Origin of the sequence: Sphingomonas kyeonggiensis (genome assembly GCF_030812785.1) — a bacterium.
GTDB lineage: Bacteria > Pseudomonadota > Alphaproteobacteria > Sphingomonadales > Sphingomonadaceae > Sphingomonas > Sphingomonas kyeonggiensis_B.
Genome location: NZ_JAUSTJ010000001.1, coordinates 1549434 through 1575285, shown reverse-complemented (window position 1 = coordinate 1575285; position 25852 = coordinate 1549434). Strand labels below are relative to the sequence as shown.

Annotated in this window: 32 protein-coding genes; 27 read left to right on the top strand and 5 right to left on the bottom strand. The window is 69.3% G+C overall.

Translation table 11 applies throughout. The annotated features are described in order from the left end of the window. Positions 1 to 408 precede the first annotated feature (408 nt). The 3 genes from J2W22_RS07825 to J2W22_RS07815 all read left to right on the top strand — a co-directional run bounded on the left by J2W22_RS07825 (position 409) and on the right by J2W22_RS07815 (position 3617). Positions 409 to 1350: an ArdC family protein gene (locus J2W22_RS07825; RefSeq protein ID WP_307117668.1), complete on the top strand. Its 942-nt coding sequence runs from the start codon at positions 409 to 411 to the stop codon at positions 1348 to 1350. Further along, entirely contained in the window at positions 1347 to 1745 is a 399-nt protein-coding gene (locus tag J2W22_RS07820; protein ID WP_307117667.1) for a DUF2958 domain-containing protein, read from the top strand. The genes J2W22_RS07825 and J2W22_RS07820 overlap by 4 nt, the downstream gene beginning before the upstream one ends. A gap of 102 nt (positions 1746 to 1847) precedes the next feature. Continuing rightward, the gene (locus J2W22_RS07815) at positions 1848 to 3617 is read left to right on the top strand and encodes a ParB/RepB/Spo0J family partition protein (RefSeq protein WP_307117666.1); all 1770 of its coding nucleotides are present in this window, start codon (positions 1848 to 1850) and stop codon (positions 3615 to 3617) included. A 34-nt stretch (positions 3618 to 3651) separates the two neighbouring features. Here the strand turns inward: J2W22_RS07815 and J2W22_RS07810 are convergent, their stop codons facing one another. Together J2W22_RS07810 and J2W22_RS07805 are read right to left on the bottom strand one after the other, a co-directional pair. Continuing rightward, complete coding sequence (locus J2W22_RS07810; protein WP_307117665.1) at positions 3652 to 4047, bottom strand: thermonuclease family protein; 396 nt, start codon at positions 4045 to 4047, stop codon at positions 3652 to 3654. Next, positions 4034 to 4249: a hypothetical protein gene (locus tag J2W22_RS07805; RefSeq protein WP_269574047.1), complete on the bottom strand. Its 216-nt coding sequence runs from the start codon at positions 4247 to 4249 to the stop codon at positions 4034 to 4036. The genes J2W22_RS07810 and J2W22_RS07805 overlap by 14 nt, the downstream gene beginning before the upstream one ends. A 379-nt stretch (positions 4250 to 4628) precedes the next feature. Between J2W22_RS07805 and J2W22_RS07800 the strand changes: the two genes are divergently transcribed. The 24 genes from J2W22_RS07800 (at position 4629) to J2W22_RS07685 (ending at position 24159) form a co-directional block, all read left to right on the top strand. Continuing rightward, positions 4629 to 4928 carry a DUF736 domain-containing protein gene (locus tag J2W22_RS07800; protein ID WP_277768902.1) on the top strand — a complete coding sequence of 100 codons (300 nt, stop codon included), beginning with the start codon at positions 4629 to 4631 and terminating at the stop codon, positions 4926 to 4928. A gap of 108 nt (positions 4929 to 5036) precedes the next feature. Beyond that, positions 5037 to 5264, top strand: a complete 228-nt coding sequence (locus J2W22_RS07795) for a helix-turn-helix domain-containing protein (RefSeq protein WP_307117664.1) — start codon at positions 5037 to 5039, stop codon at positions 5262 to 5264. Then, positions 5261 to 5839 carry a S26 family signal peptidase gene (locus J2W22_RS07790; RefSeq protein WP_307117663.1) on the top strand — a complete coding sequence of 193 codons (579 nt, stop codon included), beginning with the start codon at positions 5261 to 5263 and terminating at the stop codon, positions 5837 to 5839. The genes J2W22_RS07795 and J2W22_RS07790 overlap by 4 nt, the downstream gene beginning before the upstream one ends. Further along, positions 5827 to 6423, top strand: a complete 597-nt coding sequence (locus tag J2W22_RS07785; protein WP_307117662.1) for a lytic transglycosylase domain-containing protein — start codon at positions 5827 to 5829, stop codon at positions 6421 to 6423. Before J2W22_RS07790 ends, J2W22_RS07785 begins: the two co-directional genes overlap by 13 nt. A gap of 220 nt (positions 6424 to 6643) precedes the next feature. After that, entirely contained in the window at positions 6644 to 7000 is a 357-nt protein-coding gene (locus J2W22_RS07780) for a hypothetical protein (protein WP_307117661.1), read from the top strand. A 255-nt stretch (positions 7001 to 7255) separates the two neighbouring features. Next, entirely contained in the window at positions 7256 to 9217 is a 1962-nt protein-coding gene (gene rlxS / locus J2W22_RS07775) for a relaxase/mobilization nuclease RlxS (RefSeq protein ID WP_307117660.1), read from the top strand. 120 nt (positions 9218 to 9337) lie between these two features. Beyond that, positions 9338 to 9676 (top strand): ArsR/SmtB family transcription factor, encoded by a 339-nt coding sequence (locus J2W22_RS07770; RefSeq protein ID WP_307118007.1) that lies wholly within the window; start codon positions 9338 to 9340, stop codon positions 9674 to 9676. After that, on the top strand, positions 9673 to 10077 hold the full coding sequence (arsC, locus tag J2W22_RS07765) for an arsenate reductase (glutaredoxin) (RefSeq protein ID WP_307117659.1): 405 nt from the start codon (positions 9673 to 9675) through the stop codon (positions 10075 to 10077). Before J2W22_RS07770 ends, arsC begins: the two co-directional genes overlap by 4 nt. Continuing rightward, complete coding sequence (locus J2W22_RS07760) at positions 10074 to 10580, top strand: GNAT family N-acetyltransferase (RefSeq protein WP_307117658.1); 507 nt, start codon at positions 10074 to 10076, stop codon at positions 10578 to 10580. Before arsC ends, J2W22_RS07760 begins: the two co-directional genes overlap by 4 nt. Beyond that, positions 10577 to 11311 carry an arsenical resistance protein ArsH gene (gene arsH, locus J2W22_RS07755; protein WP_307117657.1) on the top strand — a complete coding sequence of 245 codons (735 nt, stop codon included), beginning with the start codon at positions 10577 to 10579 and terminating at the stop codon, positions 11309 to 11311. The genes J2W22_RS07760 and arsH overlap by 4 nt, the downstream gene beginning before the upstream one ends. Next, positions 11308 to 11997, top strand: a complete 690-nt coding sequence (locus tag J2W22_RS07750; RefSeq protein ID WP_307117656.1) for an aquaporin — start codon at positions 11308 to 11310, stop codon at positions 11995 to 11997. The genes arsH and J2W22_RS07750 overlap by 4 nt, the downstream gene beginning before the upstream one ends. A 175-nt stretch (positions 11998 to 12172) precedes the next feature. Next, entirely contained in the window at positions 12173 to 14194 is a 2022-nt protein-coding gene (locus tag J2W22_RS07745; protein WP_307117655.1) for a conjugal transfer protein TraG, read from the top strand. Position 14195: 1 nt separating this feature from the next. After that, a complete protein-coding gene (locus tag J2W22_RS07740) occupies positions 14196 to 14597 on the top strand; it encodes a CopG family transcriptional regulator (RefSeq protein ID WP_307117654.1) in 402 nt (133 codons plus the stop codon). Next, on the top strand, positions 14594 to 15580 hold the full coding sequence (gene trbB, locus J2W22_RS07735; protein WP_307117653.1) for a P-type conjugative transfer ATPase TrbB: 987 nt from the start codon (positions 14594 to 14596) through the stop codon (positions 15578 to 15580). Before J2W22_RS07740 ends, trbB begins: the two co-directional genes overlap by 4 nt. A gap of 2 nt (positions 15581 to 15582) precedes the next feature. After that, positions 15583 to 15909 (top strand): TrbC/VirB2 family protein, encoded by a 327-nt coding sequence (locus J2W22_RS07730; RefSeq protein WP_269574028.1) that lies wholly within the window; start codon positions 15583 to 15585, stop codon positions 15907 to 15909. Continuing rightward, positions 15906 to 16178 carry a VirB3 family type IV secretion system protein gene (locus J2W22_RS07725; RefSeq protein WP_307117652.1) on the top strand — a complete coding sequence of 91 codons (273 nt, stop codon included), beginning with the start codon at positions 15906 to 15908 and terminating at the stop codon, positions 16176 to 16178. Before J2W22_RS07730 ends, J2W22_RS07725 begins: the two co-directional genes overlap by 4 nt. After that, positions 16172 to 18610 (top strand): conjugal transfer protein TrbE, encoded by a 2439-nt coding sequence (gene trbE, locus J2W22_RS07720; RefSeq protein ID WP_307117651.1) that lies wholly within the window; start codon positions 16172 to 16174, stop codon positions 18608 to 18610. Before J2W22_RS07725 ends, trbE begins: the two co-directional genes overlap by 7 nt. Positions 18611 to 18615: 5 nt before the next feature. Further along, complete coding sequence (gene trbJ / locus J2W22_RS07715) at positions 18616 to 19356, top strand: P-type conjugative transfer protein TrbJ (protein WP_269574025.1); 741 nt, start codon at positions 18616 to 18618, stop codon at positions 19354 to 19356. Positions 19357 to 19470: 114 nt separating this feature from the next. Beyond that, a complete protein-coding gene (trbL, locus tag J2W22_RS07710) occupies positions 19471 to 20775 on the top strand; it encodes a P-type conjugative transfer protein TrbL (protein ID WP_307117650.1) in 1305 nt (434 codons plus the stop codon). Further along, a complete protein-coding gene (trbF, locus tag J2W22_RS07705; RefSeq protein ID WP_269574023.1) occupies positions 20775 to 21581 on the top strand; it encodes a conjugal transfer protein TrbF in 807 nt (268 codons plus the stop codon). Before trbL ends, trbF begins: the two co-directional genes overlap by 1 nt. Beyond that, positions 21578 to 22528: a P-type conjugative transfer protein TrbG gene (gene trbG, locus J2W22_RS07700; protein ID WP_307117649.1), complete on the top strand. Its 951-nt coding sequence runs from the start codon at positions 21578 to 21580 to the stop codon at positions 22526 to 22528. Before trbF ends, trbG begins: the two co-directional genes overlap by 4 nt. Further along, on the top strand, positions 22525 to 23748 hold the full coding sequence (locus tag J2W22_RS07695; RefSeq protein ID WP_269574021.1) for a TrbI/VirB10 family protein: 1224 nt from the start codon (positions 22525 to 22527) through the stop codon (positions 23746 to 23748). Before trbG ends, J2W22_RS07695 begins: the two co-directional genes overlap by 4 nt. A 1-nt stretch (position 23749) precedes the next feature. Next, complete coding sequence (locus J2W22_RS07690) at positions 23750 to 23962, top strand: DUF2274 domain-containing protein (protein WP_269574020.1); 213 nt, start codon at positions 23750 to 23752, stop codon at positions 23960 to 23962. After that, the gene (locus J2W22_RS07685; protein WP_269574019.1) at positions 23959 to 24159 is read left to right on the top strand and encodes a helix-turn-helix domain-containing protein; all 201 of its coding nucleotides are present in this window, start codon (positions 23959 to 23961) and stop codon (positions 24157 to 24159) included. The genes J2W22_RS07690 and J2W22_RS07685 overlap by 4 nt, the downstream gene beginning before the upstream one ends. Positions 24160 to 24403: 244 nt before the next feature. On the opposite strand, the gene J2W22_RS07680 is transcribed toward J2W22_RS07685, so the two are convergent. The 3 genes from J2W22_RS07680 to J2W22_RS07670 form a co-directional block, all read right to left on the bottom strand. Further along, a complete protein-coding gene (locus J2W22_RS07680; protein ID WP_269574018.1) occupies positions 24404 to 24643 on the bottom strand; it encodes a hypothetical protein in 240 nt (79 codons plus the stop codon). Positions 24644 to 24797: 154 nt separating this feature from the next. Further along, a complete protein-coding gene (locus tag J2W22_RS07675; protein WP_269574017.1) occupies positions 24798 to 25019 on the bottom strand; it encodes a hypothetical protein in 222 nt (73 codons plus the stop codon). A 199-nt stretch (positions 25020 to 25218) separates the two neighbouring features. Further along, entirely contained in the window at positions 25219 to 25578 is a 360-nt protein-coding gene (locus tag J2W22_RS07670) for a hypothetical protein (RefSeq protein ID WP_269574016.1), read from the bottom strand. Positions 25579 to 25852: the final 274 nt, after the last annotated feature.

Here is a 25852-nt window from a genome sequence, read left to right as displayed (position 1 = left end):
GGCGGCTAACGCACAGCTCGCGCGCGCACGCCGCCCCGCCTGCGGTGTCGGCAAGGGTGCGTCTCCTCTTTTTTCTGACATCGCTTTGTTCCGCGACCGCGCTCTACGGCAAGCCGCCGGGCCGCGCTGCGCGCGTCCCCGTCCCTTCGGGTGACGATCGCTGGCGCGGGAGTGTGGTCGGCGCTGGTAGCGCCGGCGTTATATGTCCGGCCTGGCGCAAGCGAGGTGGCCGGCACGCCCTTCTGGGCCCGCGCGGCCAGGGCGCAACCCGGCCTGCGGTCCGGGTCCTCCACTCACGTTCCGGCCTGCGGTGCGCCCTGCCCTGTGCCGCGGGCCCGTGCGGGCGTCCTCGCCGCCCACCCCGCTTTCGCAGGGCCGGGTGTGGCTTTTTGGTCGAGGAGGCTGGGCATGGGCAGGGTTCGCGGGCGTCGCGCGGGGGGAGATGCTGGAGGCGCTGCGCGCGCCTCGCTCTATGACGAGGTGACGGCACGGATCGTCGCCGAGCTGGAGGCCGGGCGCTTCCCATGGGTGCAGCCTTGGGACAGCACCGCTGCCGCGCCGAGGCTGCCGCGCAACGCCGCCTCCAACCGCGCCTATTCCGGGATCAACGTCCTGATCCTGTGGGGCGAGGGGTTCGCGCGCGGCTATGCCTCGCAGGGCTGGCTGACCTTCCGGCAGGCCATCGAGGCCGGCGGCTGCGTCCGCAAGGGCGAGCACGGCGTCGGCGTGGTCTATGCCGACAGGTTCAGCCCCGAGGCGGAAAAGGAACGCGCCGCTGCCGAGGGCGACGCGGCCCGCACGGTGCCGTTCCTCAAGCGCTTCACCGTGTTCAACGTCGCGCAAGTAGCGGGGTTGCCCGAGCGCATGCTGGCAGGCGCCGCGCCGCTTCCCGAGCGCGAGCTTGTGCCCGTCGCCGAGGCGCTGATAGCGGCTTGCCGAGCCGACTTCCGGATAGGCGGGGCCGAGGCCTATTATGCGCCGGGCGAGGACTATGTCCGGGTGCCGCCGCAGCCCGCCTTTCGCCACCAGATCGATTATTACCGCACCGCGCTCCACGAGCTTGGCCACTGGACCGGGCACGCCTCGCGGCTGGCGCGCGACCTCTCCAACCCGTTCGGCAGCGCCGGCTATGCCCGCGAGGAACTGGTCGCCGAGCTGGCCTCGGCGTTTCTCTGCGCCGCGCTCGGAATCCAGCCGAGCGTCCGCCATGCCGATTATCTCGGGTCGTGGCTCGCGGTGCTGCGCGCCGACAATCGCGCGATCTTCCGCGCCGCCAGTCTCGCCAGCAAGGCCGCCGACTATCTGCTCGCCTTTGGGGCCGAATCTCCTGTGTTGGGAGAGGCCGCATGAGCCTGCTCACCCCCGAGCTGCGCGCCGCGCTCCGCGCGCAATATCGCAGCGAGGCGACGTACACGCGCCCGCTGGTCAAGCTGTTCCATCCCCTCTCCGCCGCGACATGGCTGGCGAGCGAGTTGGCCGAGGACGGCGACGCGCTGTTCGGCCTCGCCGACCTCGGCTTCGGCTGCCCGGAACTCGGCTGGTTCTCGCTGTCCGAGATCGAGGCGCTGCGCCTGCCCTATGGGCTACGCATCGAGCGCGACCTGTATTTCGCGACCGCCCTGCCGCTGACCGATTGGGCCGCATGGGCGCGCAAGGCGGGGTCGATCCTCTGGGCCGAGGCGCTCCTGCGGCGCGCGCGCCGCACCGCATCCGACCTGTCCGACCGGTTTCCGCCGCCAGAATGACGGCGCGAAAGGCGCGCGGCGCGCCGCTTCCGCCGCATAACCGAAGCCGGCCCCGCTCACTGTCCAGATGCACGGGACCGGCGCCCACAAGGAGCAAGACCGATGAAACTAGACTTCCTTCCGCTCGACAAGCTCTATGTCGACAAGGCGAACATGCGCTTTGCCAAGCGCCCGCCGGACGTCTCCGACATCCTGCCGAGCGTGCGCAAGCGCGGCATCCTCCAGACCCTGATCGTCCGGCCCGGCGACGAAGACCGGTTCGGCATTCTCGCAGGCGCCCGGCGCTTCCGCGCCGGGGAAATCGTCGCGGCCGAGCGCGCCGACGCCGACGGCCAGGATCCCGAGCCCTTCCTCTTCCCCTGCGCGATCCTCGAGGCCGGCGACGATGCCGCCGCCGTCGAAGCCTCGCTGATCGAGAACATGGCGCGGCTCGACCCCGACGAGGTGACGCGCTGGGAGAGCTTCGTCCGGCTGGTCCGCGAGGGCCGCTCGCCCGAGGAGATCGCCGACACCTTCGCGCTACCGGTGCTCGCGGTGCGGCGGACGCTGGCGCTCGGCAATCTGCTGCCGCGCATCCGCGACCTCTACCGCCGCGAGAAGATCGATGCGGCGACGGTGCGCCACCTGACGCTTGCCAGCAAGGCGCGGCAGCGCGACTGGCTGGCGCTGTGGGACGATCCGCAAGCGCATTGTCCGACCGGCTGGCAACTGCGCGGCTGGCTGCTCGGCGGGCAAGCGATCAGCGCCGACCATGCGCTGTTCGACGTGGAGGAAAGCGGGCTCGCTTTGGTCGCCGACCTGTTCGCCGAGCAGCGTTATGTCGCGGACCCCGACGCCTTCTGGACCGCGCAGAATGCGGCGATCGAGGCGCGGCGGGCAGCCTATCTCGAGGCCGGCTGGAGCGCGGTCGAGATTATCGGCCCCACGCAGCAGTATCAGGGCTGGGAGCAGGTGAAGACCCCGAAGCGCAAGGGCGGCCGCGTCTATATCGAGGTCCGCGCCAATGGCGAGGTCGTGTTCCACGAAGGCTATCTGACCCGCAAAGAGGTCAAGCGCATTGAACGCGGCGAGACGCCCGAGGCGGCGCAGGCCAGGCCGGTTCGGCCGGAAGTCAGCGGGCCGCTGCAGGTCTATATCGACCTGCATCGCCATGCTGCCGTGCGCGCCGCCTTGCTGTCGCGGCCCAAGGTCGCGTTGCGGCTGATGGTCGCGCACGCCATCGCCGGCTCGCCGCTCTGGCGGGTCGAGGCCGAGCCGCAACTGGCGCGTAGCGACGCCATCGCGGAGTCGGTCGAGACCTGCCGGGGCGAGACGGTCTTCGACGCCAAGCGGCGGCGGATGCTGGCGGTGCTCGGCTTCGATCCCGAGGCCCCGACGATCCGGGGCGGGCATGGCGGACACGGCGTCGTCGGCGTCTTCCTCGCCCTGCTCGACCTGCCCGATGCCAAGCTGATGGACGTGATCGCGGTGCTGATGGGTGAGACGCTCGCCGCGGGGAGCGCGGCGGTCGAGGCAGTCGGGTCGGAGCTCGGTGTCCGCATGGCGGACTGGTGGCAGGCCGATACCGCCTTCCTCGAACTGGTCCGCGACAGGGAAGTGCTGGCGCATATCGTCGCCGACGTGGCCGGCGCCACCGTCGCCGATGCCAATGCCGGCGAGACCGGCAAGACGCTGCGCCGGATCGTCGCCGACCATCTGGCCGGTGCCGGAGGACGCGCCAAGGTCGAGCACTGGATGCCGCGCTGGATGGCCTTCCCGCCTAGCGCCTATACCGCGCGTGGCGGCGTCGGCACGGTCGCCATGCGTGCCGAGGTCGAGGCGGCGCTCGCGGCGCACGTGCCCGAGTCGCAGCCGCAGCCGCTCGCGGCCTGACCTTCGAGGGGCGGCGTCCTGCCGCCCCTTTTTCCTAGCCCCGGCACCAATCGGGCTTCGCCTTCCCGCGCGGCCACCAGCGCGCGATTCCCTTGTCGACCAGCGTCGCGGCGAGGTCCCGGCCGTCGAGCCGTACCCGGGCCACGGAGCGGTTGTAGCTACGCCCCACCCGCTCGATCTCGACCGTCCGGCCCTTGAGCAGCACGATCGCGGCCCGGGTCGCCTGCTTGCCGCGGGCCAGCTCGGCGCTGCACTTGGCGTTGCCGGGTTGCGTCTCGGGCGCGTCGATCCCGGCGATGCGGATGCGCTCGCCGCTCTCCAGCCGGAAGGTATCGCCATCGGTCACCCAGGCGACGACGCCCGATTGCGGGGCGGGCGCGGCGGCGATCAACAGCAGCGCCGCAATGGCGAGCGCCTCAATGCGCGCCACGCCGGATCACCATCCTGGTCTCCCCGCACAGCGAGCAGACATCCTTTCGGCGCTCGAACCCGCCTACGCCTGCGAGCTCGCGGGTCCTGATATTGGCGTGCTGCCGGACGCTCAACGCCAGCCGCTCCGCGATGCAGTCGTCGCATACCGGCTCGGGCGCCAGCCGCTCGATCAGGGCGCGGACCTGGTCCGATGTCGTCATGTCGCTTCCCTCAGCCCTGCCATATTGTCCTTTGCATCTAGTGGGTTCGGGCCGGCGACGGCAAGCTGGATGGTTCGTGCGCGGCGTACCTGTTGCGGTGCGGACATCACGCCCGGGATTCCCGAAAGCCGCACGTGCCCTCTTCACGATGGCCGTCTGGCACCGCGCGCCCTGGGCCAGCAACGGCGTCGCCGGCTTTCTTCCCCGGCTTCGGGCTTCTCCCTGCGCCTTCCTCGCGAGGCAAGAAAGCCGGCTTTGGCCGCCCTTCGCTGCGCTGCGGCCCTGCCCTGCGGACCGGGTGCATCCCGGGCGCCGCCGGTGCCGGATCGACGCCATCGAGGCCGCACTGGCGCGGCTTCGAGATCCAAGGAGAATGATCATGGCCACCATCGGCAGCTTCACCCGCGACGACTCCGGCGTATTCACCGGCACCATCCGGACCCTGACGCTCAACGTGAAGGCGAGCATCCGGCCCGCGACCAAGGACAATGACAAGGCACCCGACTACCGGGTGATGAACTCGGGCAATGTCGAGTTCGGCGCCGGCTGGACCAAGACCTCGCGCGAGGACCGGCCCTATGTCTCGGTCAAGCTCGACGATCCGTCGCTGCCCGCGCCGATCTACGCGACCCTGGTCGAGGGCGAGCACGGCACGCACAACCTGATCTGGTCGCGCTGAGCATGCGCACGGGGAGTGTCGAATTCGGCAGATGCCGTTTTCGACACTCCTCGCGGGGTGCCTCGCCCGCCATCCCGGGTGCCGTTCGAGGCATCCGAGGAATTGCGCATGGACGGCGACGATATCGACCGGGCAAGCAGCGCCAAACGCGGCTCGCCCTTCCTCAATACCGAGCAGGCCGCCGCCTGGCTGGGCCTGTCGAGCCGTTCGCTGAAGCGGCTGCGCGTGCGGGGTGACGGGCCGGTGTTTCGCCGGCACTGCCGCTTCGTCCAATATCATATCGACGACCTCGACGCCTGGAGCCGCGAGCACAGCGCGCGCGGAATCCGGCCATGATCCGGCGACGCCCGCCCGGCGACGCACCGCTGCTCGCCTGGGGTGAAGCTCGGCATAGCCATCGCCAGCGCGAGCTCCACCGGCTGCGCCTCGCCATCCTCGGCGGTGCCGCGCTGGTGTTGCTCGCGGTGCCGCCCGTCTATGGTCCGGCCCCGCGACTGGTGTGGAACGCCAGCGCCAGCGCGCCGATTGGGCTCTATTGGGTATGGCCCGGCGACGCGCCCGCCCGCGGCGAGATGGCGATCGCCTGGGCGCCGCCGCGCTGGCGCGCGCTTGCCGCTGAGCGCCATTACCTCCCTGCCAACGTCCCGCTGGTGAAGCGTGTCGCCGCCGCACGCGACGACCTGGTCTGCGCGTCGGGGTCCGAGATTTCGGTCAATGGCCTGCGCGTCGCGACCCGCCTGCCACGCGATCCGAGCGGCCGCGCTTTGCCCTGGTGGCAGGGCTGCCGGCGCCTGCTCGGCCAGGAATATCTGCTGCTGACGGATGCGCCGGGCTCGTTCGACGGACGCTATTTCGGGATCAGTTCGGGGCGCGATCTGGTCGGCCGGGCGAGGCTGATATGGCGGCGCTGAGCCTTGCACTCGCCGGCATGCTGGTCCTGGCCGATCCGGCCAGTGGCGTGTCGCGCTGGTCGGCGGAGATCGATGCCGCCGCGGCACGCTGCGGCGTACCTCAAGACTGGATCGCGCGGATGATGCTTGCCGAGAGCGCCGGCCGCACCACCCTCGACGGGCGACCGATCCGCAGCCCCAGGGGCGCGATCGGGCTGATGCAGCTGATGCCGCCGACGTGGGACGAACAGCGGCGCGAACTCGGGCTCGGCGACGATCCCGACCTGCCCGCCGACAATATCGTCGCGGGGGCCGGCTATCTGCGGCGCATGTACGACCGCTTCGGCTATCCTGGGCTGTTCGGCGCGTACAATGCAGGGCCGGCGCGCTACGCCGCCTGGCTCGCCGGCGAGGCAAAGTTGCCGACCGAGACCATGGTTTATCTGCGGCGCGTCACTGGTGCTGCGCCAGCGCCAGTCGAGGTAGCGACCCGACTACCCGAGACGTTGTTCCTGGTTCGTCGGGAGGCGCCCGCACCAAACGCCTCCGTCCCCGCTCCGAGCCAGGCGCCGGCGATATTCGTGCTCCGCCGCGAGGTGCCGTGACATGGCGGGGGTGGAAGGGGTCGTCGTGAAGTCCCAGCATGACGGGCGGCAAAGCGGCCCTCAAGGCCCATGGGCACCCCCCAATTTGCTACGCAAATCGGTTCCCCCCATGTCCGCTTCGCGGCGCCTCCGCTCCCGCTCCGGCGGCCCTGACCGCCGCTTCGCCGTCCGTCTTCGAGACGCTGTCCTCGATGGCGAGGACCGCAAGCGGAGACTGATCATGGCACAGGTTCAATCCATCTCGGACGCGGCCGATCGCGTGATGGCGGCACTGGTCTCGGGGCTCGAGATCGAGTTCGGACGGCAGGCGGGGGTAGCGCTCGCGGAACGTTTCCTTGATGCCGAGGAGGCCGATTTTCTCTGGGACGCACGGGTCGAGGAGCGCTGGCTCGGCGGCTATTTCGGCGGTGAGGAGAGCGAAATCGAGCTCGACCGGGTGCGTATTCTCGGGCGGATCGACGGGCGCTGGTTCGTTGCAGTGATGCTCGTCGACGGCGATGGCGACGCGCGCGGGATGCTCGGCAAGCGCAGCTTCGGACGCGCGGAGCAGGCGCGAAGGGCGTTCGCGGATGCGTGAAATAGCTCTCGGTTCGGGCCGGGATGCGCTGCGGCACAGGCAGCGTGTCCCGGCTCTCTTTTTGCGCCTTGTGAGAGGCAGGCAGGAGAGACAGGGAAAACAAGATAAAGGCAGTGTCTCGCGACCCTGCTCAAGTGACTGTCTGCACATCCTTTTTTCGCGAGACTCGGCGGCAACGGCGCGAGACAGGCTTTTGGCAACTGGCGGAAATCCGCCGTTTTTGGTGCCTTTCCGCGAGACTCCGCGAGGCCGGCGGTGAGCGAGGACGAGTTCACGCCCAGGCTGGGCAAGCCTGGCGCGAAGGACGCCAAGCGCCTCGTCAAATATGGCGGGCGCGTCCTCGCCGCAGCGCGCCTCGCGGGCAGCAAGACTGGCGTACTGTCGCGGCGCTTCGATGGCAGCCGGATCGGCCGCGGTGCGGGCATCGGCCGGCTGCTGTCGAGCCGCGACCGGTTCGCCGGGGCCCGGGCACGGCGCGCGATGGTCAAGGTACGGCTGGTCAGGATGGCGGTCACCGGCCTCGCGGCGGCGCGCGCCCACTTGCGCTATATCCAGCGCGACGGCGTGACGCGCGATGGTAATCCCGGCGAGCTCTATGGGCGCGATATCGACGCCGCCGACGGCAAGGCGTTCCTCGATCGCTGCGCCGGCGACCGCCACCACTTCCGCTTCATCGTCTCGGCCGAGGACGGCGCGGAATATCCCGACCTCAAGCCCTATGTCCGCCGGCTGATGGCGCAGGCCGAGCACGACCTCAGCACCCGCCTCGACTGGGTCGCGGTCGATCACTTCAACACCGACAATCCGCACACCCACATCATGCTGCGCGGCATCGACGACCAGGGGCAGAACCTCGTCATCGCCCGCGAATATATCGCGCACGGGCTTCGCGAGCGCGCCGCCGAGCTCGCCACGCTCGACCTCGGCCCCCGCACCGATCGCGAGATCCAGGACCGGCTGCGCCACGATGTCGAGCAGGAGCGACTGACCGCGATCGACCGCCGGCTCCTTAGCCGGATGGATGCTGACCGGATCACCGGCCCCGCGCACAACGATCCGTTCCAGCAGGCGGTGGCCACGGGCAGGCTGCGCAAGCTCTCCGCGATGGGCTTGGCCGAGGACTTGGGCAGCGGGCGTTGGCGGCTCGCCGACGGGCTGGAGGAGACACTGCGCCGCATGGGCGAGCGCGGCGACATCATCCGGCTGATGCAGCGCGAGCTGACCGCGCGCCGACTCGAGCGGGCGCAGGCCGACCGGGTCATCGAGGGCGAGTTGCGGGAGCAGGTCATCGGCCGTGTCGTCCGGCGAGGGTCTTCCGACGAGCACCGTGATCGCCACTATCTGATCGTCGACGGGATCGACGGGCGGGCGCATTATCTCGATATCGGCCGCGCCATTGCGACCGAGGCTACCCCGGAAGGAGCGATCGTCCGCGTGGCGCCGCGCACGGCCGATGTCCGCGAGGTCGATCGCACGATCGCCTCGGTCGCCGCGTCGCATGACGGGCGCTATTCGGTGGCGCACCATCTCGAGCACGACCCGCGGGCCAGCCGGGCGTTCGCCGAAGCGCATGTCCGTCGCCTTGAGGCGTTGCGGCGGGCGGGGTTCTCCGAACGGCTACCGGACGGGAGCTGGGCCATCCGGGAGAACCATGTCGAGCAAGCGGCTGCCTACGAGGCGCGGCAGCTCCGCGACCGGCCGGTCGCGATCGAGACCCTGTCCACCGCGCCGATCGAGCGCCTGGCGAGCGCCGACGGCCCCACCTGGCTCGACCGCACGCTCGCCGGCGAGGAGAGGCTCGTCGCGCGCGACGCCGGGTTCGGACGGGAGGTTCGCGACGCGCTCGCCGCGCGCCGGCAATGGCTGGTCGAACAGGGCCTGGCAGACGAGGTGGGCAATGGCGTCAGCCTGAAGCAAGGGGCGATGGCCCTGCTGCAGCGCCGCGAGCTGCTACGGATCGCCCGCGAGCTGACGGACGAACTCGGCAAGACCCATGTCGAGGCCGTACGAGGCGCGCGCATCGAAGGGCGGCTGACCCGGCAGATCGAGGCGGCGGGCGAGCGTTACGCACTGGTCGAGCGCAGCCGCGAGTTCACCTTGGTGCGATGGCGACCGGTGCTCGAACGTCAGCTGGGCAAGCCGGTCGCCGGCATCTTGCGAAGCGACGGGATCAACTGGCGATTCGGCAGGGCACGGGGCGGCCCGGACATTTCGTGACCTAAAAGCGGCGGTCGTACGCGTGCCGCCGGATCGATCACGCGCCCTTGAGGGCAATCGTTCGACTTTTCTCGAAGCGTCTGGACAGGCCAAAGACTCTTCGATAATCATCGAAGGATGTTGACCTCATCCGATGCCGTCGAATCGCTCGCCGCGCTAGCCCAGGAGCACCGGCTCGCCGCCTATCGCCTGCTGGTGCAGGCCGGCGAGCCCGGCCTGTCCGCCGGCGCGATCGCCGAACGTCTCGACCTGCCGGCCAGCTCGCTGTCCTTCCACCTGATGCATCTGGTGCGTGCCGGCCTGATCGAGCAGCAGCGCCAGGGACGCTCGCAGATCTACCGGGCAAATTATGTCGCGATGACCGGCCTGATCGATTTCCTGACGGAGAATTGCTGCGGCGGCGCTTCCTGCACCCCGACCGTAGCGTGCGCGACCGTCGCCCGGGAGGACGCGGCATGAGCAAGGTCACCATCTGGCACAATCCGGCGTGCGGCACCTCGCGCAACACGCTGGCGATAATTCGGGCGACCGGCACGGAGCCGGAAGTCGTCGAGTATCTCGAAAATCCTCCATCGCGCGCCAGGCTCGTCGCGCTGATCGACGCCGCCGGTCTGACGCCGCGCGCGCTGCTGCGGCAGAAGGGCACGCCCTATGGCGGGCTGGGGCTCGACGATGCGAGTCTGGGCGATGCGGAACTGATCGACGCGATGCTGGCCCATCCGATCCTCATCAACCGCCCCCTGGTCGAGACGCCGCTCGGCACGCGCCTGTGCCGCCCCTCGGAGATCGTGCTCGAGATCCTGCCCGATCCCTTGCCCGCCGACTTCGTCAAGGAAGACGGCGAGGTCGTGCGCGCATGATCGTGCGCGATGCCCGTCCGGACGACACGCCCGCGATCGCGGCGATCTACGCGCATCATGTGCTACATGGCACCGCGACCTTCGATACCGAACCCCCGTCCGTCGACAGCTGGCGGGCAAAGATCCTCGATATCCGCGCCAGGGGCTGGCCGATGCTCGTGAGCGAGCGCGACGGTGCGGTCACCGGCTATGCCTATGCGACGCAGTTCCGCGACCGCCCGGCCTATGCCACGACCTGTGAGAACAGCATCTATGTGGCGCCCGATGCGCTCGGCGGCGGAATCGGCACGGCGCTGCTGGGCGCGCTGCTCGAGCGCGCGGGCCGGGCAGGCTTCGAGCAGATAATCGCGGTGATCGGCGGTGGCGAGCCGGCCTCGATCGCGCTCCATGCCAGGCTGGGGTTCGTCCATGCCGGGCGTATGCGCGAGGTCGGTCGCAAGTTCGGGCGGCTGCTCGACACCGTCTACATGCAGCGCGCCGTGGGTGGCGGCGCCGCCGCATGAGCGCGCTTCCCAATGTCGATCCGGCCTTTGTCGATCCGGCGCTGTCGCGCGTGCTCCATGCCCCCGAGGGCGCCTCGCATCCGCCGCGCATCCTGCTGCTCTACGGATCGCTGCGCGAGCGCTCCTACAGCAAGCTGCTGACGCTCGAGGCCGAGCGGCTGCTCCAGGCCTTCGGGTGCGAGACGCGAGTGTTCGACCCCGCCGGCCTGCCGCTGCCCGACAGCGTTTCGAGCGATCATCCCAAGGTCGCCGAGCTGCGCGCGCTCTCGCTCTGGTCCGAGGGGCAGGTCTGGTGCTCGCCCGAGCGGCACGGGGCGATCACGGCGATCCTCAAGGCACAGATCGACTGGCTGCCGCTCGAGGATCGCGGCATCCGCCCGACCCAGGGGCGCACGCTCGCCGTCATGCAGGTTTCCGGCGGAAGCCAGTCGTTCAACGCGGTCAACACGCTGCGCCTGCTCGGCCGCTGGATGCGGATGATCACCATCCCCAACCAGTCGAGCGTGCCCAAGGCCTATTCCGAGTTCGACGATGCCGGCCGCATGAAGCCCGGCCCGCTCTACGACCGCGTCGTCGACGTGATGGAGGAGCTGGTCAAGTTCACGCTGCTGACCCGCGATCGCAGCGCCTATCTGACCGATCGCTATTCGGAGCGCCGTGCCGAGGGCCGTCCCCCGGCGGGTGCCGAGCATCTTGCCGCCCTCGCCGAGCCGGCGGCGGCGGCCGAATGACCGAGCCGCTCGCGCGCCGCCTGCTAGCCGAAGGCTTGGGCTCGGCGATGCTCTTCGCGGCAGTGATCGGATCGGGGATCATCGCGGAGCCCCTCGCGGGCGGGAACGTCGCCGTGGCGCTGCTTGCGAACAGCGTGGCGACCGGTGCCATGCTGTTCGTGCTGATCACGATCCTGGGCCCGATTTCCGGCGCCCATCTCAACCCGGCCGTGTCCCTCGTCATGGCGCTTCGCGGCGAGCTCGAGTGGCGCGACGCCGCGCCTTACGCGCTGACCCAGCTGCTGTGCGGCATTGCCGGCGCGTGGCTGACGCATCTCATGTTCGACGTGCCCGTATTGCAGGTCTCGACGCATCTGCGGGCCGGACCGGGACAATGGACCGGCGAGGCTGTCGCGACCTTCGGTCTCGTCCTCACCATTCTTGGCACCGCAAGGCAGCGCCCTTCCTCGGTGCCTGCCGCGGTCGCGCTTTACATCGTCGCCGCCTACTGGTTCACCTCGTCGACCAGCTTCGCCAACCCCGCGATCACGGTCGCGCGAAGCCTTACTGACAGCTTCTCCGGCATCGCCCCGCGCGATGTGCCGATGTTCGTCCTTTTCCAACTCGCCGGGGCCCTGCTCGGCGCGGCGGCCGCCCGCCTCCTGCTTCCGGGATCGCACGAGAGGCGCATCGAGTCTTCGCTTTAAGGCGGCTCGGAAACCGGCAATCCGCCGCACCTGTTTCGAGCCGACGCGGCGGCGGGGGGCCGACTGGCACCAGCGAGGTACGCCGAGTCACCAGCGAGGGCCTGATGCCGGACCCGGAATCCGGCGACCCTTGAGGCCGAGCCCGCGCCCTTGAGTCGTGCGGGCGGAGGCCCGCATGACACCGACGAAGCTCCTCCTTGGCCAGATGCTGGTCGTCGCCGCGATCGTCGTCGCGGGCATCTGGTTCGCGACCCAGTGGGCGGCGGCGTCGCTCGCCTATCAGCCCGAGCTCGGCACGCCCTGGTTCCGGCTCGGCGAAACGCCCGTCTATGCCCCCTGGTCGCTCTTCCCCTGGTGGTTCCATTTCGACGCCTATGCCCCGGTCGTCTTCGACGAGGCCGGTGCGATCGCCGCCGGGGGCGGCCTTCTTGGCTGTGGGGCGGCGATCGCCGGCTCGGTCTGGCGGGCACGCCAGCAGCGCAACGTCACGACCTATGGCTCGGCCCGTTGGGCCGGTCCCGGCGACATCGCCGCCGCGGGACTGGCGGCGGATGCGGGCGTGTTCCTCGGCCGCGCCGCTTCGCGCTACCTGCGCCATGACGGACCGGAACATGTCATGGCGTTCGCGCCGACGCGCTCCGGCAAGGGCGTCGGCCTGGTCGTACCGACCCTGCTCGGCTGGACCGGCTCGACGGTCGTCCACGACATCAAGGGCGAGAACTGGCAGCTGACCGCCGGCTGGCGCGCGCGCTTCTCGCACTGCCTGCTGTTCGACCCGACCGATGCGCGCTCGGCGCGGTACAACCCGTTGCTCGAGGTCCGTCGCGGCGCCGACGAGGTCCGCGACGTCCAGAACATCGCCGACATCCTGGTCGATCCCGAGGGTGCGCTCGAGCGCCGCAACCATTGGGAGAAGACCAGCCATTCGCTGCTGGTCGGCGCGATCCTCCACATCCTCTACGCCGAGGAGGAGAAGACGCTAGCGCGTGTCGCGACCTTCCTGTCCGACCCCGAGCGCCCCTTCGTCGCCACGCTGCGCGCGATGATGACGACCAATCACCTCGGCACCGAAGAGATGCCGCTGGTGCATCCCGTCGTCGCCTCGGCCGCGCGCGAGGTGCTCAACAAGTCGGACAACGAGCGCTCGGGCGTGCTGTCGACGGCGATGTCGTTCCTCGGCCTCTACCGCGATCCGACCGTCGCCGCCGTCACCGCCGCGTCCGACTGGCGGGTCGAGGACCTGGTCGCCGCACGGCATCCGGTATCGCTCTACCTGGTCGTCCCGCCCTCGGACATCAGCCGCACCAAGCCGCTGATCCGCCTCGTGCTCAACCAGATCGGCCGGCGCCTGACCGAGCAGCTCCATGCCGCCGGCACGCCCGGGCGGCACAGGCTGCTGATGATGCTCGACGAGTTCCCGGCGCTCGGGCGCCTCGACTTCTTCGAAACGAGCCTCGCCTTCCTTGCCGGCTACGGTGTCCGCGCCTTCCTGATCGCGCAGAGCCTGAACCAGATCGAGAAGGCGTATGGCGAGCACAACGCCATCCTCGACAACTGCCATGTCCGCGTCGCCTTCGCGACCAACGACGAGCGGACGGCCAAGCGGATCTCCGACGCGCTCGGCACCGCGACCGAGCAGCGCGCCATGCGCAACTATGCCGGCCACCGCCTCGCGCCCTGGCTCGCGCACGTCATGGTCAGCCGCCAGGAGACCGCGCGCGCACTGCTGACGCCCGGCGAGGTCATGCAGCTGCCGCCGACCGACGAGGTCGTGCTGGTCGCGGGGCATCCGCCGGTCCGCGCCCGGAAGCTGCGCTACTTCGAGGATGCGCAGTTCAAGGCGCGCGTGCTGCCGCCCCCGACGCTCGGACGCGGCAGGGCAGCCGACCTACCGCCCCACCGCGCCCATGACTGGCAGGACCGGGTCCGCCCGGTCGATGCGCGGCTCGCCGAGGCTGCACCCGAAGACGAGGAGGAGGCCGGCGGACTCGAGCAGGCGCGCCATCCCGCCCAGGAGATCGTAACCGTTACCCCTGTCGATCTGGCGCCTGCCGACCCGCTCGGGCTGGGCGAGGACGAGAGTGACCCTGCCGCCGACAAGCGCGCGATGGACCAGGCCGCGACCGGCACCGCGCGGCGCGCCTATGCGCTGGACATGGCCGACAGGCGGCCCGGCAATCTCGAGCTGGATTTCTGAGATGGCCGAGCGCGTCCGCCACCAGCTCTTCCTGCCGAGGCCGGTCAGCGATCGGCTCGAGGCGCTTGCCGCAGCGCCCGGCGCGACCAAGTCCGCGATCCTCGCCGATGCGGTGACCGCCTGGCTCAACCGCCGCGGCGCGTCCGAGCTGGAGGACCGCTTCGCGCTGCGGCTCGACCGGATGTCCAATGCGCTCGGCCGCATCGAGCGCGACGGCCATGTCGTGCTCGAGACGCTCGCGCTGTTCATCCGGTTCGAGCTCGCGATCCAGGCGCCGCTCGCCGAGAACGACGTAGCGGGCCGTGCGCTCGCGCGCGAGCGCTTCGAGGCGTTCGTCACCCAGGTCGGCCGCGCCGTCGCGACCGGCAGGCGCACGCTCCTTCCTGCGGAGGAGGAGCGATGAGCGAGATCCTCTCGTCCGACCGCCGGCGCGCGATGCTGCGCACCGCGATGGGTCCCGACATCGTCTCGGCGCTCGCCGACAGCCAAGTGATCGAGGTCATGGTCAATCCCGACGGGTCGCTGCGCCTCGACCGGCTCGGCGAAGGCCGGATCGACACGGGCGTCGTCCTCGAGGCATCGCAGGTCGAGCGGATCGTCCGGCTGGTCGCGAGCCATGCCCGCGCCGAGGTCCATGCCGGGCAGCCCATCATCTCGGCCGAGCTGCCGGCGCATCTCGACGGCCGGGCCGGCGAGCGCTTCGAAGGCGTGCTGCCTCCCGTTTCGACGGGGCCCTGCTTCTCGATCCGCAAGCCCGCCCAGCGTCTCTACACGCTGGACGACTATGCGGCGGACGGGATCATGTCCGCCGCGATGGCGGACGCGCTCAGGGCGGCGGTCACCCAGCGGTTCAACATCCTCATCGCCGGCGGGACGAGCTCGGGCAAGACGACCCTCGCCAACGCGCTGCTAGCCGAGATGCGCTGGGTGGATGCCCGCGTCATCCTGATCGAGGATACGCGAGAGCTGCAGAGCCCGGCGCCGGACACGGTGGCGCTGCGCACCCGCCCGGGAATCGTGTCGATGACCGACCTGGTGCGCTCGACGCTCCGCCTCCGCCCGGACCGGATCATCGTCGGCGAGGTCCGCGGACCCGAGGCGCTCGATATGCTCAAGGCCTGGAACACCGGGCACCCCGGCGGGATCGCGACCGTCCACGCCAACTCGGCCGAGGCTGCGCTCTACCGCGTCGAACAGCTCGTCCAGGAAGCGGTCGTCACCGTACCCCGCCGCCTCGTCGCCGAGGCGATCGACCTCGTCGTCTTCATCGCCGGACGCGGTGCCCACCGCTCGGTCGACGCGATCGCGCGCGTCGTCGGCGTCGATCCCGACACCGGCGCCTACGCGCTCGCCCCGTTCCACCTTCCCACCAGCCAAGGAGCCTGACCATGAAGACCATAGACCTGCCCGCCAAGCCGCGCCTGCTGGCCGGCGCCGCCATCGCCGTCCTGGCCGCCGGGCAGGCCTGGGCCTCCGGAACCGGCATGCCGTGGGAGGAGCCGCTCCAGCAGGTGCTGGAGTCGGTCCAGGGCCCGGTCGCCAAGATCGTCGCGGTGATCATCATCATCGTGACCGGCCTGACGCTGGCGTTCGGCGAGACGGCCGGCGGCTTCCGCCGGCTCATCCAGATCATCTTCGGCCTGAGCATCGCGTTCGCGGCCTCGAGCTTCTTCCTGTCCTTCTTCTCGTTCGGCGGCGGGGCGCTGCTGGCATGATCGGCGACGGCCAGCATCTCGACGGGTTCGAGGCGCCGCTCCACCGGTCGCTCGCCGAGCCGATCCTGCTCGGCGGCGCGCCGCACGCCATCGCGATCGTCAACGGCACCGTCGCCGCCGCGCTGGGCCTCGGGCTCCAGCAATGGATCGCGGGCGTGCTGGTCTGGGCCGTGGGCCACACCATCGCGGTCTTCGCGGCGAAGCGCGACCCGGACTTCGCTTCGGTGCTCGCGCGCCACCTGCTCCAGCGGGGATATCTCGCATGCTGAACCTGCGCGAATATCGCAACCGCGCCGACCGGCTGGCCGATCATCTCCCCTGGGCGGCGCTGGTCGCGCCCGGCGTGGTGCTCAACAAGGACGGCGGCTTCCAGCGCACGCTGCGCTTCCGCGGTCCCGACCTTGAATCGGCGACCGAGGCCGAGCTGGTCTCGACGTGTGCACGCGCCAACAATGTGCTCAAGCGCTTCGGCTCGGGCTGGGCGCTGCACATCGAGGCCGAGCGTCGCGAGGCACCGGGCTATCCGGCGAGCGGCTTCCCGGACGCGGCGTCCTGGCTGGTCGACGAGGAACGGCGCGCGTCGTTCGAGGCGGCGGGTGCCCATTTCGAGAGCCGCTACCATCTCACTTTGACCTTCCTGCCGCCGCCCGACCAGGCGGACAGCGCCGGTCGCGCGCTGGTCGAGCGTGCCGATGCGCCGCAGGGCCGCGACTGGCGCCAAGCGCTGGCCGGGTTCGTCGCGGAGACCGATCGCGCGCTCGATCTCTTCTCGGGCTTCATGCCCGAGATCGCCGCGCTCGACGATGCGGAGACGCTCTCCTTCCTTCACGGCACGATCTCGACGCGACGCCACGGCGTGCGCGTGCCCGAGACGCCGATGTATCTCGACGGGCTGCTCGCCGATACGCCGCTGACCGGCGGGCTCGAGCCGATGCTCGGTAGCCTGCACCTGCGCACGCTGACCATCCTCGGCTTCCCCGGCCTCAGCCGGCCCGGGATCCTCGACGCGCTCAACCACCAGGATTTCGGCTATCGCTGGGTCACGCGGTTCATCGCGCTCGACAAGACCGACGCTACCAAGGCGCTGACGCGGCTGCGCCGCCAATGGTTCAACAAGCGCAAGTCGGTCACTGCGATGCTGCGCGAGGTGATCTACAACCAGCCGGTCCAGCTGCTCGACAGCGACGCCGACAACAAGACCGCCGACGCCGATCTCGCGCTCCAGGCGCTGGGCGGCGACCATGTCGCCTTCGGCTACCTCACCACGACGATCACCGTCGCCGACGAGGATCGCGCCCGCGTCGAGGACAAGGTCCGCGCGGTCGAGCGGATCGTCAACGGGCTCGGCTTCACCTGCATCCGCGAGGGGCTGAACGCGGTCGAGGCCTGGCTTTCGAGCCTGCCCGGGCAGGCCTATGCCAATGTCCGGCAGCCGCTCGTCCATACGCTCAACCTCGCACACCTGATGCCGTTGTCGAGCGTCTGGGCGGGGTCAGCTCGCAACCGGCATCTCGATGGGCCGCCGCTCCTCCATGCCGAGACCAGCGGGTCGACCCCGTTCCGGTTGTCGACCCATGTCGGCGACGTCGGACACATGATGATTGTCGGGCCGACGGGTGCCGGCAAGTCGGTCCTGCTCGCGCTGATCGCGCTCCAGTTCCGCCGCTATTCGGGGAGCCAACTCTACCTCTTCGACATGGGCCGCTCGGCGCGCGCGGCCATGCTGGCGATGGGCGGTGCGCATCACGGCCTCGGGCTCGGCGGCGACGCCGGCGAGACGATTGCGTTCCAGCCGCTGGCCGGGACCGACAATGCCGGCGAGCGCGCCTGGGCGGCGGAGTGGATCGCCGCGCTGCTCGCCCACGAGAAGGTCGTGGTCACGCCGGAGGTGAAGGAAGCAGTCTGGTCGGCGCTGACCAGCCTGGCGAGTGCACCGTGCGAGGAGCGGACGCTCACCGGCCTGTCGCTGCTGCTCCAGTCGACGGCGCTCCGCTCAGCGCTCGCGCCCTATACACTCGAGGGCCCGTTCGGCCGGCTGCTCGACGCGGCCGAGGACGATCTGCACATGGCGGACGTCCAGTGCTTCGAGACCGAGGCGCTGATGGGCGCCGGCAGCGTGGTCGCGCCGGTCCTGACCTATCTCTTCCACCGGCTCGAGGCGCGGTTCACCGGACGCCCGACATTGCTGATCCTCGACGAGGCCTGGAAGTTCCTCGACCACCCGCTGTTCGCCGCGCGCATCCGCGAGTGGCTGAAGACGCTGCGCAAGAAGAATGTCGCGGTGATCTTCGCGAGCCAGAGCCTCGCCGACATCGCCGACAGCGGCATCGCGCCCGCCATCATCGAGAGTTGCCCGCAGCGCATCCTGCTTCCCAATGCCGCGGCGATCGAGCCGCAGGGACGTGCGGCCTATCAGCGGTTCGGGCTCAACGACCGGCAGATCGAGCTCGTCAGCCGCGCGACGCCCAAGCGGCATTATTACCTCCAGTCCGCGGCCGGCAACCGCCTCTTCGAGCTGGGTCTCGGGCCCATCGCGCTCGCGCTGTGCGGCGCCTCCGATCCCGCCACGCAGGCGCGCATCGACGCGCTGCTCGCCGCGCACGGTCCGGCCGGATTCGCCGCGCGCTTCCTCGAGGAGGCCGGGCTCGACTGGGCCGCGGCGCTGCTCGCCCAATTCCCCGATCCCCAAGCGAAGGAGTAGACCTGATGCGTATCCTCACCCGCAAGAACCTGATCGCGACGGCGCTGGGTCTCGGCGCCCTGGGCTCGCTGACGATGGGCTTCGTGACCAGCGCACACGCGCAGATCACGGTGTTCGACCCCACCAATTACAGCCAGACCGTCCTGACCGCGGCGCGCACGCTCCAGCAGGTCAACAACCAGATCCAGTCGCTCCAGAACGAGGCGCAGATGCTGCTCCGGCTGGACAGGAACCTGAAGGGCATCGCCTTTCCGCAGCTCCAGGCGCTGCTCGACAAGCTCGACGGTATCGACCGGCTGATGCAGCAGGCGCAGAGCGTCGACTTCGAGGTGGACCAGCTCGAGGCAAGGCTGAAGTCGCTCTATCCGCGCAGCTTCGATCCCGCCTCGACACGCGACCAGCGGCTGCAGGCGGCCCGTGCGCGCTACGACGCGAGCACCGACGCCCTGCGCCGGACGATGACCGTCCAGAGCGGTATCGTGCAGCAGGCGCGCGAGGATGCCGAGGCGCTGGCCGAGATCGCGGCGCGCAGCCAGGGCGCGGAAGGCGCGCTTGCCGTCGGCCAGGCAACCAACCAGCTGCTCGCGCTCACCGCCAAGCAGGGCATGGCCCTCCAGCAGATGATGGCCGCGCAGTTCCGTGCCGACGCGCTCGAGAAGCAGCGCCAGCTGACCGAGTCCGAGGCGTCGCGCGCCGCGACGCGCAGGTTCCTCGGCACCGGCACCGCCTACACGCCCCGGCAATAGCGAGACCGGCCGCGGCGGACCAAGCCCCCTGCCGCCGCGGTCGCAGCCCGCGGGGCCCTGGCCAATCGCTCCCCCTGGCCGGGCCCCGCGGCACCCAGATCCAAGGAAGAACCCGTGAACGACCTCAACGTGATCGACCGGTTCATGGCCGACTTCATCCGCTACATCGATAGCGGGTTCGGCCTGCTCGGGCCCGATGTCGGCTTCCTGACATCCGTGCTGATCGGCATCGACATCACGCTCGCCGGCCTGTTCTGGGCGATGGGCGGCGAGGACGACATGATCGGCCGCTTCCTCAAGAAGATCCTCTATATCGGCGTGTTCGCGCTGATCCTGAACCGCTTCTCCACGCTCGCCGACATCATCTTCCGCTCCTTCGCCCAGGCAGGGTTGACCGCCGGCGGGGGAACGCTCTCCGCCGACGACCTGCTCCGCCCGGGCCGCCTCGCGGGCACCGGGTTCCAGGCGGCCTGGCCGCTGCTCGACCAGGCCAGCGACCTGCTCGGCTTCACGACCTTCTTCGAGAACTTCATGACGATCATGGTGCTCCTGATCGCCTGGGTGATCGTGATCGTCGCCTTCTTCATCCTCGCCGTGCAGATGTTCGTCTGCATCCTCGAGTTCAAGCTGACGACGCTCGCCGGGTTCATCCTCGTGCCGTTCGCGCTGTGGAACCGGACCAGTTTCCTCGCCGAACGCGTGCTCGGCAACGTCATCTCGTCGGGCATCAAGGTGATGGTGCTCGCGGTGATCGTCGGCATCGGGTCGGGCTTCTTCACCGAGTTCGCCTCCGCGCTCCAGGGCAAGGAGCCCGATATCGGCCAGGCGATGAGCCTCGTGCTCGCGAGCCTCGCATTGTTCGGCCTCGGCATCTTCGGGCCGGGCATCGCCTCCGGGCTCGCCTCCGGCGCGCCGCAGCTCGGCGCCGGCTCTGCGGTCGCGACCACGGCGCTCGCGGCAGGCGGGTTCGCGGTCGCCGGCGGCGCGGGCATGGCTGCGGCGAAGGGGCTGGCCGGTGCCGGGCTCGGCGCGATCCGCGCCGGCACCTCGATGGGGTCGGCAGCCTCGACCGCGTACAAGCTCGGCCAGGAGACCTCCGGATCGAAATCGGTCGCGGCCGGCATGGGCGGCGTCGCGAGCGCCGCGCGCGGTGCGGTCGCCCAGCGCATGAGCGGCGGGCTCGGGTTCCGCGCGGCGACGGCCGAAGGCCAGCGCGCTGCCTGGAATGCCGGGACGACGGGCGCGCAGGCCAACCCCGGGGAAGCGGCGGCTCCTGCGTCTAACGCCATGCCGGGTTGGGCGCGCGACCTCCAGAACACGCAATCCCGCCGTCACCATCGCCAAGCGGCGATCCACGCCCTCCAGGGTTCGGATCGCGGCGGCGGCGGCGCGACCCCCGACATCAAGGAGAAGGACTGATGCGCTTCAAACGTGCCGTCCAGCGCTACGGGCGCACGGACGAACCCGAGACACCGTACCGCCGCGCGGGCCAGCTCTGGGACGAGCGGATCGGCTCCGCCCGGGCCCAGGCGAGCAACTGGCGGCTGATGGCGTTCGGCGGGCTGGCGCTGACGACCGGCCTGTCCGGCGCGCTGGTCTGGCAGTCGATGCAGAGCCGCGTCGTCCCCTATGTCGTCGCGGTCGACAGCCTCGGCCAGGCACAGGCAGTGTCTCCCGCCACCGCCGAATACCGGCCGACCGACCCCCAACTCGCCTGGTTCCTTGCGCGCTTCGTCACCGACATCCGTGGACGGTCGCTCGACGCGGTGCTGATGCGCGAGAACTGGCTCCAGGCCTATGACTTCGCGTCGAAGCGCGGCGCCATCTTCCTCGGCGAATATGCCCGCTCGGCGAACCCGTTCGCCGATGTCGGCGACAAGACCGTATCGGTCCAGGTGACCAGCGTCGTCCGCGCGTCTGCGACGAGCTTCCAGGTGAAATGGGCCGAGCGCGCCTATGACCGCGGGAGCCTTTCAGGCACGTCGCGCTGGACCGCGATCGTCACCGTCGTGCTCAAGCCGCCGCGCGACGCCGAGACGCTGCGCAGGAACCCGCTCGGCCTCTATGTCGATGCGATCGACTGGAGCCGCGAGCTCGAGACGCCTGCCGACCATTCGTCGGGCACGGCGCCGACGCCCGTGCCGGATCCCGGCGTGCCCAGCGGATCGCCACTCGATCCCCGCCTCGGCCAGCCCTCCCAAGCCCAACCGGAGAACCGCCCATGAACCGCATCCTGCTTGCGGCGAGCGCGCTCGTCGCTGTGCCCGCTTTCGCGCAAACCTCGCCGCCCCAGCCGCCTCAGGCCGCCACGGCGAGTCCCAGCTCGCCGCCGGTCGCGACTACCATCGCTCCCCCGTCGGTAGTGCCTCCTCCCGTGGCGCCCCGTCGCCACAAGCCGTCGCCAGCCGAGCTTCGGGTTCGCACTGCGAATGCGAAGGCTACCCAGGAGCCCGCGGCACCGGCCTTCGTCAACGCCGTGCAGGTCTACCCTTATGGCGAGGGCGTCCTCTACCGCCTGTTCGCCGCGCCCGAGCGGGTCAGCGACATCGCCCTGCAGCCCGGAGAGGCGATCGTCTCGGTGGCGGCGGGCGACACGGCGCGCTGGACCGTCGGCGACACGACCAGCGGTTCCGGCGAGAGCAGGCGCGTCCATATCCTCGTCAAGCCGTTCGCCGCCGGGCTCTCGACCAACCTCGTCATCACGACCGACCGGCGCGCCTATCATCTCCAGCTCGACAGCACGCCGGCCACCGCCATGGCTGCCTTGTCCTGGACCTATCCGCAGGACGAGATGATCGCGATCCGCCGCCAGCAGGCGTCGGCGGAAGCGGCAAGGCCGGTCGCTTCGGGCCTCGCTGTCGAGCGGCTCGACTTCGGCTATGCGGTGACCGGCGACAGGCCGGCTTGGCGGCCGCTGCGCGCATTCGACGACGGGCGGCAGACGTTCGTCGAATTCCCGGCGAGCGTCGGCGTCGGCGAGGCGCCGCCGCTGTTCGTCATCGGCAACAGGGGCGATGCGCAGCTCGTCAACTACCGCATGGCTGGCCGCTTCTATGTGGTCGACCGGCTGTTCGACGCCGCCGAGCTTCGGCTGGGCACGAAGAAACAGGCCGTGGTCCGCATCGTCCGGCTCGGCGCCGACCGAAGCCGGCGGCAGCGGAGGGCATCATGAGCGAGACCGTTCCTGCCGCGGCGACCTCGCCCAAGCTCGATCCCGAGACGCTGGTGCTGCGCGGCCGCCCGAACCGGATCATCCGCTTCCGTCGCGGCGCGATCATCGCGATCGCGGCGCTGGGATCGACGGCGATCGTCGGGGTCACCTGGGTTGCGCTCAAGCCCGCGACCTTCCGGATCGTCGCCGGTGCCGAGGACCAGAAGGACATCGCCAACCATGCGCCCGACGACGCCCTCGCCGGCGCGCCGAAAGGCTATGGCGATGTGCCCAGGCTCGGGCCGCCGCTCCCCGGCGATCTCGGGCGTCCGATCCTGCGCCGGCAGGAGGCGCTTGGCGGATTGCCGACCCCGGGCTCCTCGGACCAGGCCGCGCAGGCGGCCGAAGCCGAGCGACAGCGGCTTCTCGCCGAGCGCAAGGCGGCCCGCGAATCCGGCATCATGATGCAGCTCGGCGCTGCCGAGCACGCAACCGGTGCTGCTCCAGCTTCCGCTGCACCGGGCGCGGTTCCGGCGCGGGAGGCGCCATCGGGGACGATCGCGGTCGATCCGGCGCGAGATCCGGGCAGCCAGCAGCGCAAGGCCGACTTCCTCGCCGGAAAGGATCAGACCGGCGACATCAATCCGCATGCGCTTATGGCATCGCCATCACCCTATACGCTGAGTGCGGGCAGCATCATCGCCGCCAGCCTCGTCACCGGTCTCAACTCGGACCTGCCCGGGCTCGTCACCGCGCAGGTGACCGAGAACGCCTATGACAGCGCTACCGGCCATATCCTGCTGGTTCCGCAGGGTGCCCGGCTGATCGGAAGCTACGACAGCGTCGTGGCCTATGGGCAAAGCCGGGCTCTGGTCGTCTGGCAGCGGATCGTCCTGCCGAACGGCAGCTCGATCCGGATCGACAATGTGCCCGCGACCGACATGGCCGGCTATGCCGGCCTTGCAGACAAGGTCGATGCCCACACCTGGCAGCTGCTCAAGGGCGTGGCGCTGTCGACGCTGCTCGGCGTCGGGACCGAGCTGAGCCTGGGCGACCGCGAAAGCGATCTCGTCCGCGCGATCCGCGAATCCGCACAGCAGGGCACGTCGCGCGCCGGCGACCAGATCGTCACCAAGAACCTCAACGTCCAGCCGACCATCAAGGTGCGGCCCGGCTGGCCACTCCGCGTCGTGGTGCACAAGGACATCGTCCTCGCGCCATGGCCCGGCCAGGAGCAATAAGATGCCCGAACTCAAACTTGCGCAACTTCCCGATCGCATGCCGGTCAAGCTCGGCATCTCGGTGATGCCGGACCTCCATCAGGCGCTCGTCGCATATGCGGCGCTTTACGCCCAGGCCTATGGCCGGGAGGAGCCGATCGCGGATCTCATCCCGGCGATACTCGCGGCGTTCCTCGAAAGCGATCGCGCGTTCAGCAAGGGGAGGTCGAAATGAGCCGGCATGCTCTGGAGCCCGATGAAGCAACGCTGGAGCCGATCAGCGTACGGATTTCCACCGCCGTCAGGATCACCGGCATCTGTCGCTCTACGATCTACGAGCTCATCGGCGATGGGACGATCGAGACGGTGAAGATCGGGCGATCGACCTTCATCCTCTATCCCAGCCTGAAGCGGCTGTTCGAGCGGAGCTAACCTCTATGCGCTGGCGGGCCATGTACGGGCCTGACGGCAGCCGGAGGCACGGGCGCTTGAACGACCGGTAGTGGGCCGTTTGCTGCCTGACCGCTCCTGGAAGCCAGTCCGCAATAGCTGCCATTAGGGAGAGGGCCAGCCGAACGACCATTAGCGTCGGACTTCAGAAGCTTCTCACAATCCTTCTCAGATCAGGAAGCTAACACTTGCGGAGACAGAAAGTCATTAGACCCGAACGGCTGAACTATTTGCGATTCCCGCCACCTTCATTTTCCCAATCGTCAAGCGCCTTGCGCAGTTGATCGTCGCGCGTTTCAGGGCGGATCTTGCGCCAGGTTTGCCCCAGAGGAACCACCACGGCGTCCAACAATCCGCGATAGGCCTTTGCCATACCTTCATGGGCGATCCGGGAAGTGGGCTCTGTCGCAGCCTTCGCCGCAGCCAAAGATTCCTTCAGCCGCCTTGTGTAATATTCCATAGTCATCGTGCACGCTCCCGTGAAAACGGAGCACGATGATCTCAAGTCAAGGTTGCCCGGCGAGTCGCCCTTTATGGGTACAGCATATCACAATTATCATATTAAATATAATCAAATGATGCGCATTTCCGTAATCCACCGGTCTTGAGATGGGGCGGGATTAAATGTCTCGGCGCGACGCCCAAGGGGCACGCTTAACCGCTCCACTGAGGACGCGCGAGCCATAGGCTTGCGCCATAGTGGCTGCATCTTTGGCGTTCATGAAGACGACGTGGGTTCCCCGCGGCAGCAACGGCTCGATTGCACTGATGACGGCGGCATGTTTGGCCGACATCGCCGTTACATCGGCAACGGTGGCATCAATGTTCAACGCGCGGGACATGGAGGCTTCCTTTCAAGCTTCTTGACTGTATCCGCCCTACTTCTCGGCGAAGCAGAGTTGGTTTGTAACAGGCGGCTCGCGTCGGCCGCGCGGGACAGGAAGCCGCCAGAACGATGAACGGAACCGAGCTGCCTCCATGGTGGCGTGGGCGGATGCACAGGCCTGATGATCCTGGGCGGCCCGGTATGGTCACTCCAAGTCAGCTAAATCCCAGACTGGCACCTCTTCCGCCCAGGATCGTCGCGCTACCGGCGCCGCTGCGAAGAGCCACTACGGCCGTGGTGCATTCCTGTTCGCTCGTATAGCCGGCACAGGTCGCCAGCAGCGCACCGGATCCCGAGCGAAATTGCCACCGCCAGTCGCCGCCCGCCATCAGGATGGAGGTAAGACGCACCTCATCGGCACGATAGATTTCGAAATAGCATTGTCCGTCCGCCTCCGGGCGGCCGCTATCGTTTGCGGCGGAGACGCTGAGAAGTGCTTCCGAAACATCTGCAGGCAGGTCAGTGACCGCGGCATGGGGCCGCTTCAGTTCGCAGAATATGGAATTGGTCGACACATGATTTCTCCCGTGGGCAAGCGGGAGCAATTGAATTTCTCTCGGGCGTCGCGCGCTTGCGAAGCGGATGAGTCGACGATCCGCGCTTTGTACATGCATTCGCCTTGCCTGGCCATGATGCGTGCCGGAATACTTGCCGGCAGCATGAGGAGCGGTCGCGGGCTAGGGCTTTTCCGTCAGAATGTTAGCCACAGTATCGGCATCCATTGGTAATCCGGCCGCAGCCCCCATATCAGGATTATCGCGCCACCTGCCACGAGCCCGGCCGCGACCG

Bases quoted from the DNA above. Each gene is read 5' to 3' on its own strand.
- J2W22_RS07825 (WP_307117668.1), top strand. From the start codon at position 409: ATGGGCAGGGTTCGCGGGCGTCGCGCGGGGGGAGATGCTGGAGGCGCT.
- J2W22_RS07820 (WP_307117667.1), top strand. From the start codon at position 1,347: ATGAGCCTGCTCACCCCCGAGCTGCGCGCCGCGCTCCGCGCGCAATAT.
- J2W22_RS07815 (WP_307117666.1), top strand. From the start codon at position 1,848: ATGAAACTAGACTTCCTTCCGCTCGACAAGCTCTATGTCGACAAGGCG.
- J2W22_RS07805 (WP_269574047.1), bottom strand. From the start codon at position 4,249: ATGACGACATCGGACCAGGTCCGCGCCCTGATCGAGCGGCTGGCGCCC.
- J2W22_RS07800 (WP_277768902.1), top strand. From the start codon at position 4,629: ATGGCCACCATCGGCAGCTTCACCCGCGACGACTCCGGCGTATTCACC.
- J2W22_RS07795 (WP_307117664.1), top strand. From the start codon at position 5,037: ATGGACGGCGACGATATCGACCGGGCAAGCAGCGCCAAACGCGGCTCG.
- J2W22_RS07790 (WP_307117663.1), top strand. From the start codon at position 5,261: ATGATCCGGCGACGCCCGCCCGGCGACGCACCGCTGCTCGCCTGGGGT.
- J2W22_RS07785 (WP_307117662.1), top strand. From the start codon at position 5,827: ATGGCGGCGCTGAGCCTTGCACTCGCCGGCATGCTGGTCCTGGCCGAT.
- J2W22_RS07780 (WP_307117661.1), top strand. From the start codon at position 6,644: ATGGCACAGGTTCAATCCATCTCGGACGCGGCCGATCGCGTGATGGCG.
- arsC (WP_307117659.1), top strand. From the start codon at position 9,673: ATGAGCAAGGTCACCATCTGGCACAATCCGGCGTGCGGCACCTCGCGC.
- J2W22_RS07760 (WP_307117658.1), top strand. From the start codon at position 10,074: ATGATCGTGCGCGATGCCCGTCCGGACGACACGCCCGCGATCGCGGCG.
- arsH (WP_307117657.1), top strand. From the start codon at position 10,577: ATGAGCGCGCTTCCCAATGTCGATCCGGCCTTTGTCGATCCGGCGCTG.
- J2W22_RS07750 (WP_307117656.1), top strand. From the start codon at position 11,308: ATGACCGAGCCGCTCGCGCGCCGCCTGCTAGCCGAAGGCTTGGGCTCG.
- J2W22_RS07745 (WP_307117655.1), top strand. From the start codon at position 12,173: ATGACACCGACGAAGCTCCTCCTTGGCCAGATGCTGGTCGTCGCCGCG.
- J2W22_RS07740 (WP_307117654.1), top strand. From the start codon at position 14,196: ATGGCCGAGCGCGTCCGCCACCAGCTCTTCCTGCCGAGGCCGGTCAGC.
- trbB (WP_307117653.1), top strand. From the start codon at position 14,594: ATGAGCGAGATCCTCTCGTCCGACCGCCGGCGCGCGATGCTGCGCACC.
- J2W22_RS07730 (WP_269574028.1), top strand. From the start codon at position 15,583: ATGAAGACCATAGACCTGCCCGCCAAGCCGCGCCTGCTGGCCGGCGCC.
- J2W22_RS07725 (WP_307117652.1), top strand. From the start codon at position 15,906: ATGATCGGCGACGGCCAGCATCTCGACGGGTTCGAGGCGCCGCTCCAC.
- trbE (WP_307117651.1), top strand. From the start codon at position 16,172: ATGCTGAACCTGCGCGAATATCGCAACCGCGCCGACCGGCTGGCCGAT.
- trbJ (WP_269574025.1), top strand. From the start codon at position 18,616: ATGCGTATCCTCACCCGCAAGAACCTGATCGCGACGGCGCTGGGTCTC.
- trbF (WP_269574023.1), top strand. From the start codon at position 20,775: ATGCGCTTCAAACGTGCCGTCCAGCGCTACGGGCGCACGGACGAACCC.
- trbG (WP_307117649.1), top strand. From the start codon at position 21,578: ATGAACCGCATCCTGCTTGCGGCGAGCGCGCTCGTCGCTGTGCCCGCT.
- J2W22_RS07695 (WP_269574021.1), top strand. From the start codon at position 22,525: ATGAGCGAGACCGTTCCTGCCGCGGCGACCTCGCCCAAGCTCGATCCC.
- J2W22_RS07690 (WP_269574020.1), top strand. From the start codon at position 23,750: ATGCCCGAACTCAAACTTGCGCAACTTCCCGATCGCATGCCGGTCAAG.
- J2W22_RS07685 (WP_269574019.1), top strand. From the start codon at position 23,959: ATGAGCCGGCATGCTCTGGAGCCCGATGAAGCAACGCTGGAGCCGATC.
- J2W22_RS07680 (WP_269574018.1), bottom strand. From the start codon at position 24,643: ATGACTATGGAATATTACACAAGGCGGCTGAAGGAATCTTTGGCTGCG.
- J2W22_RS07675 (WP_269574017.1), bottom strand. From the start codon at position 25,019: ATGTCCCGCGCGTTGAACATTGATGCCACCGTTGCCGATGTAACGGCG.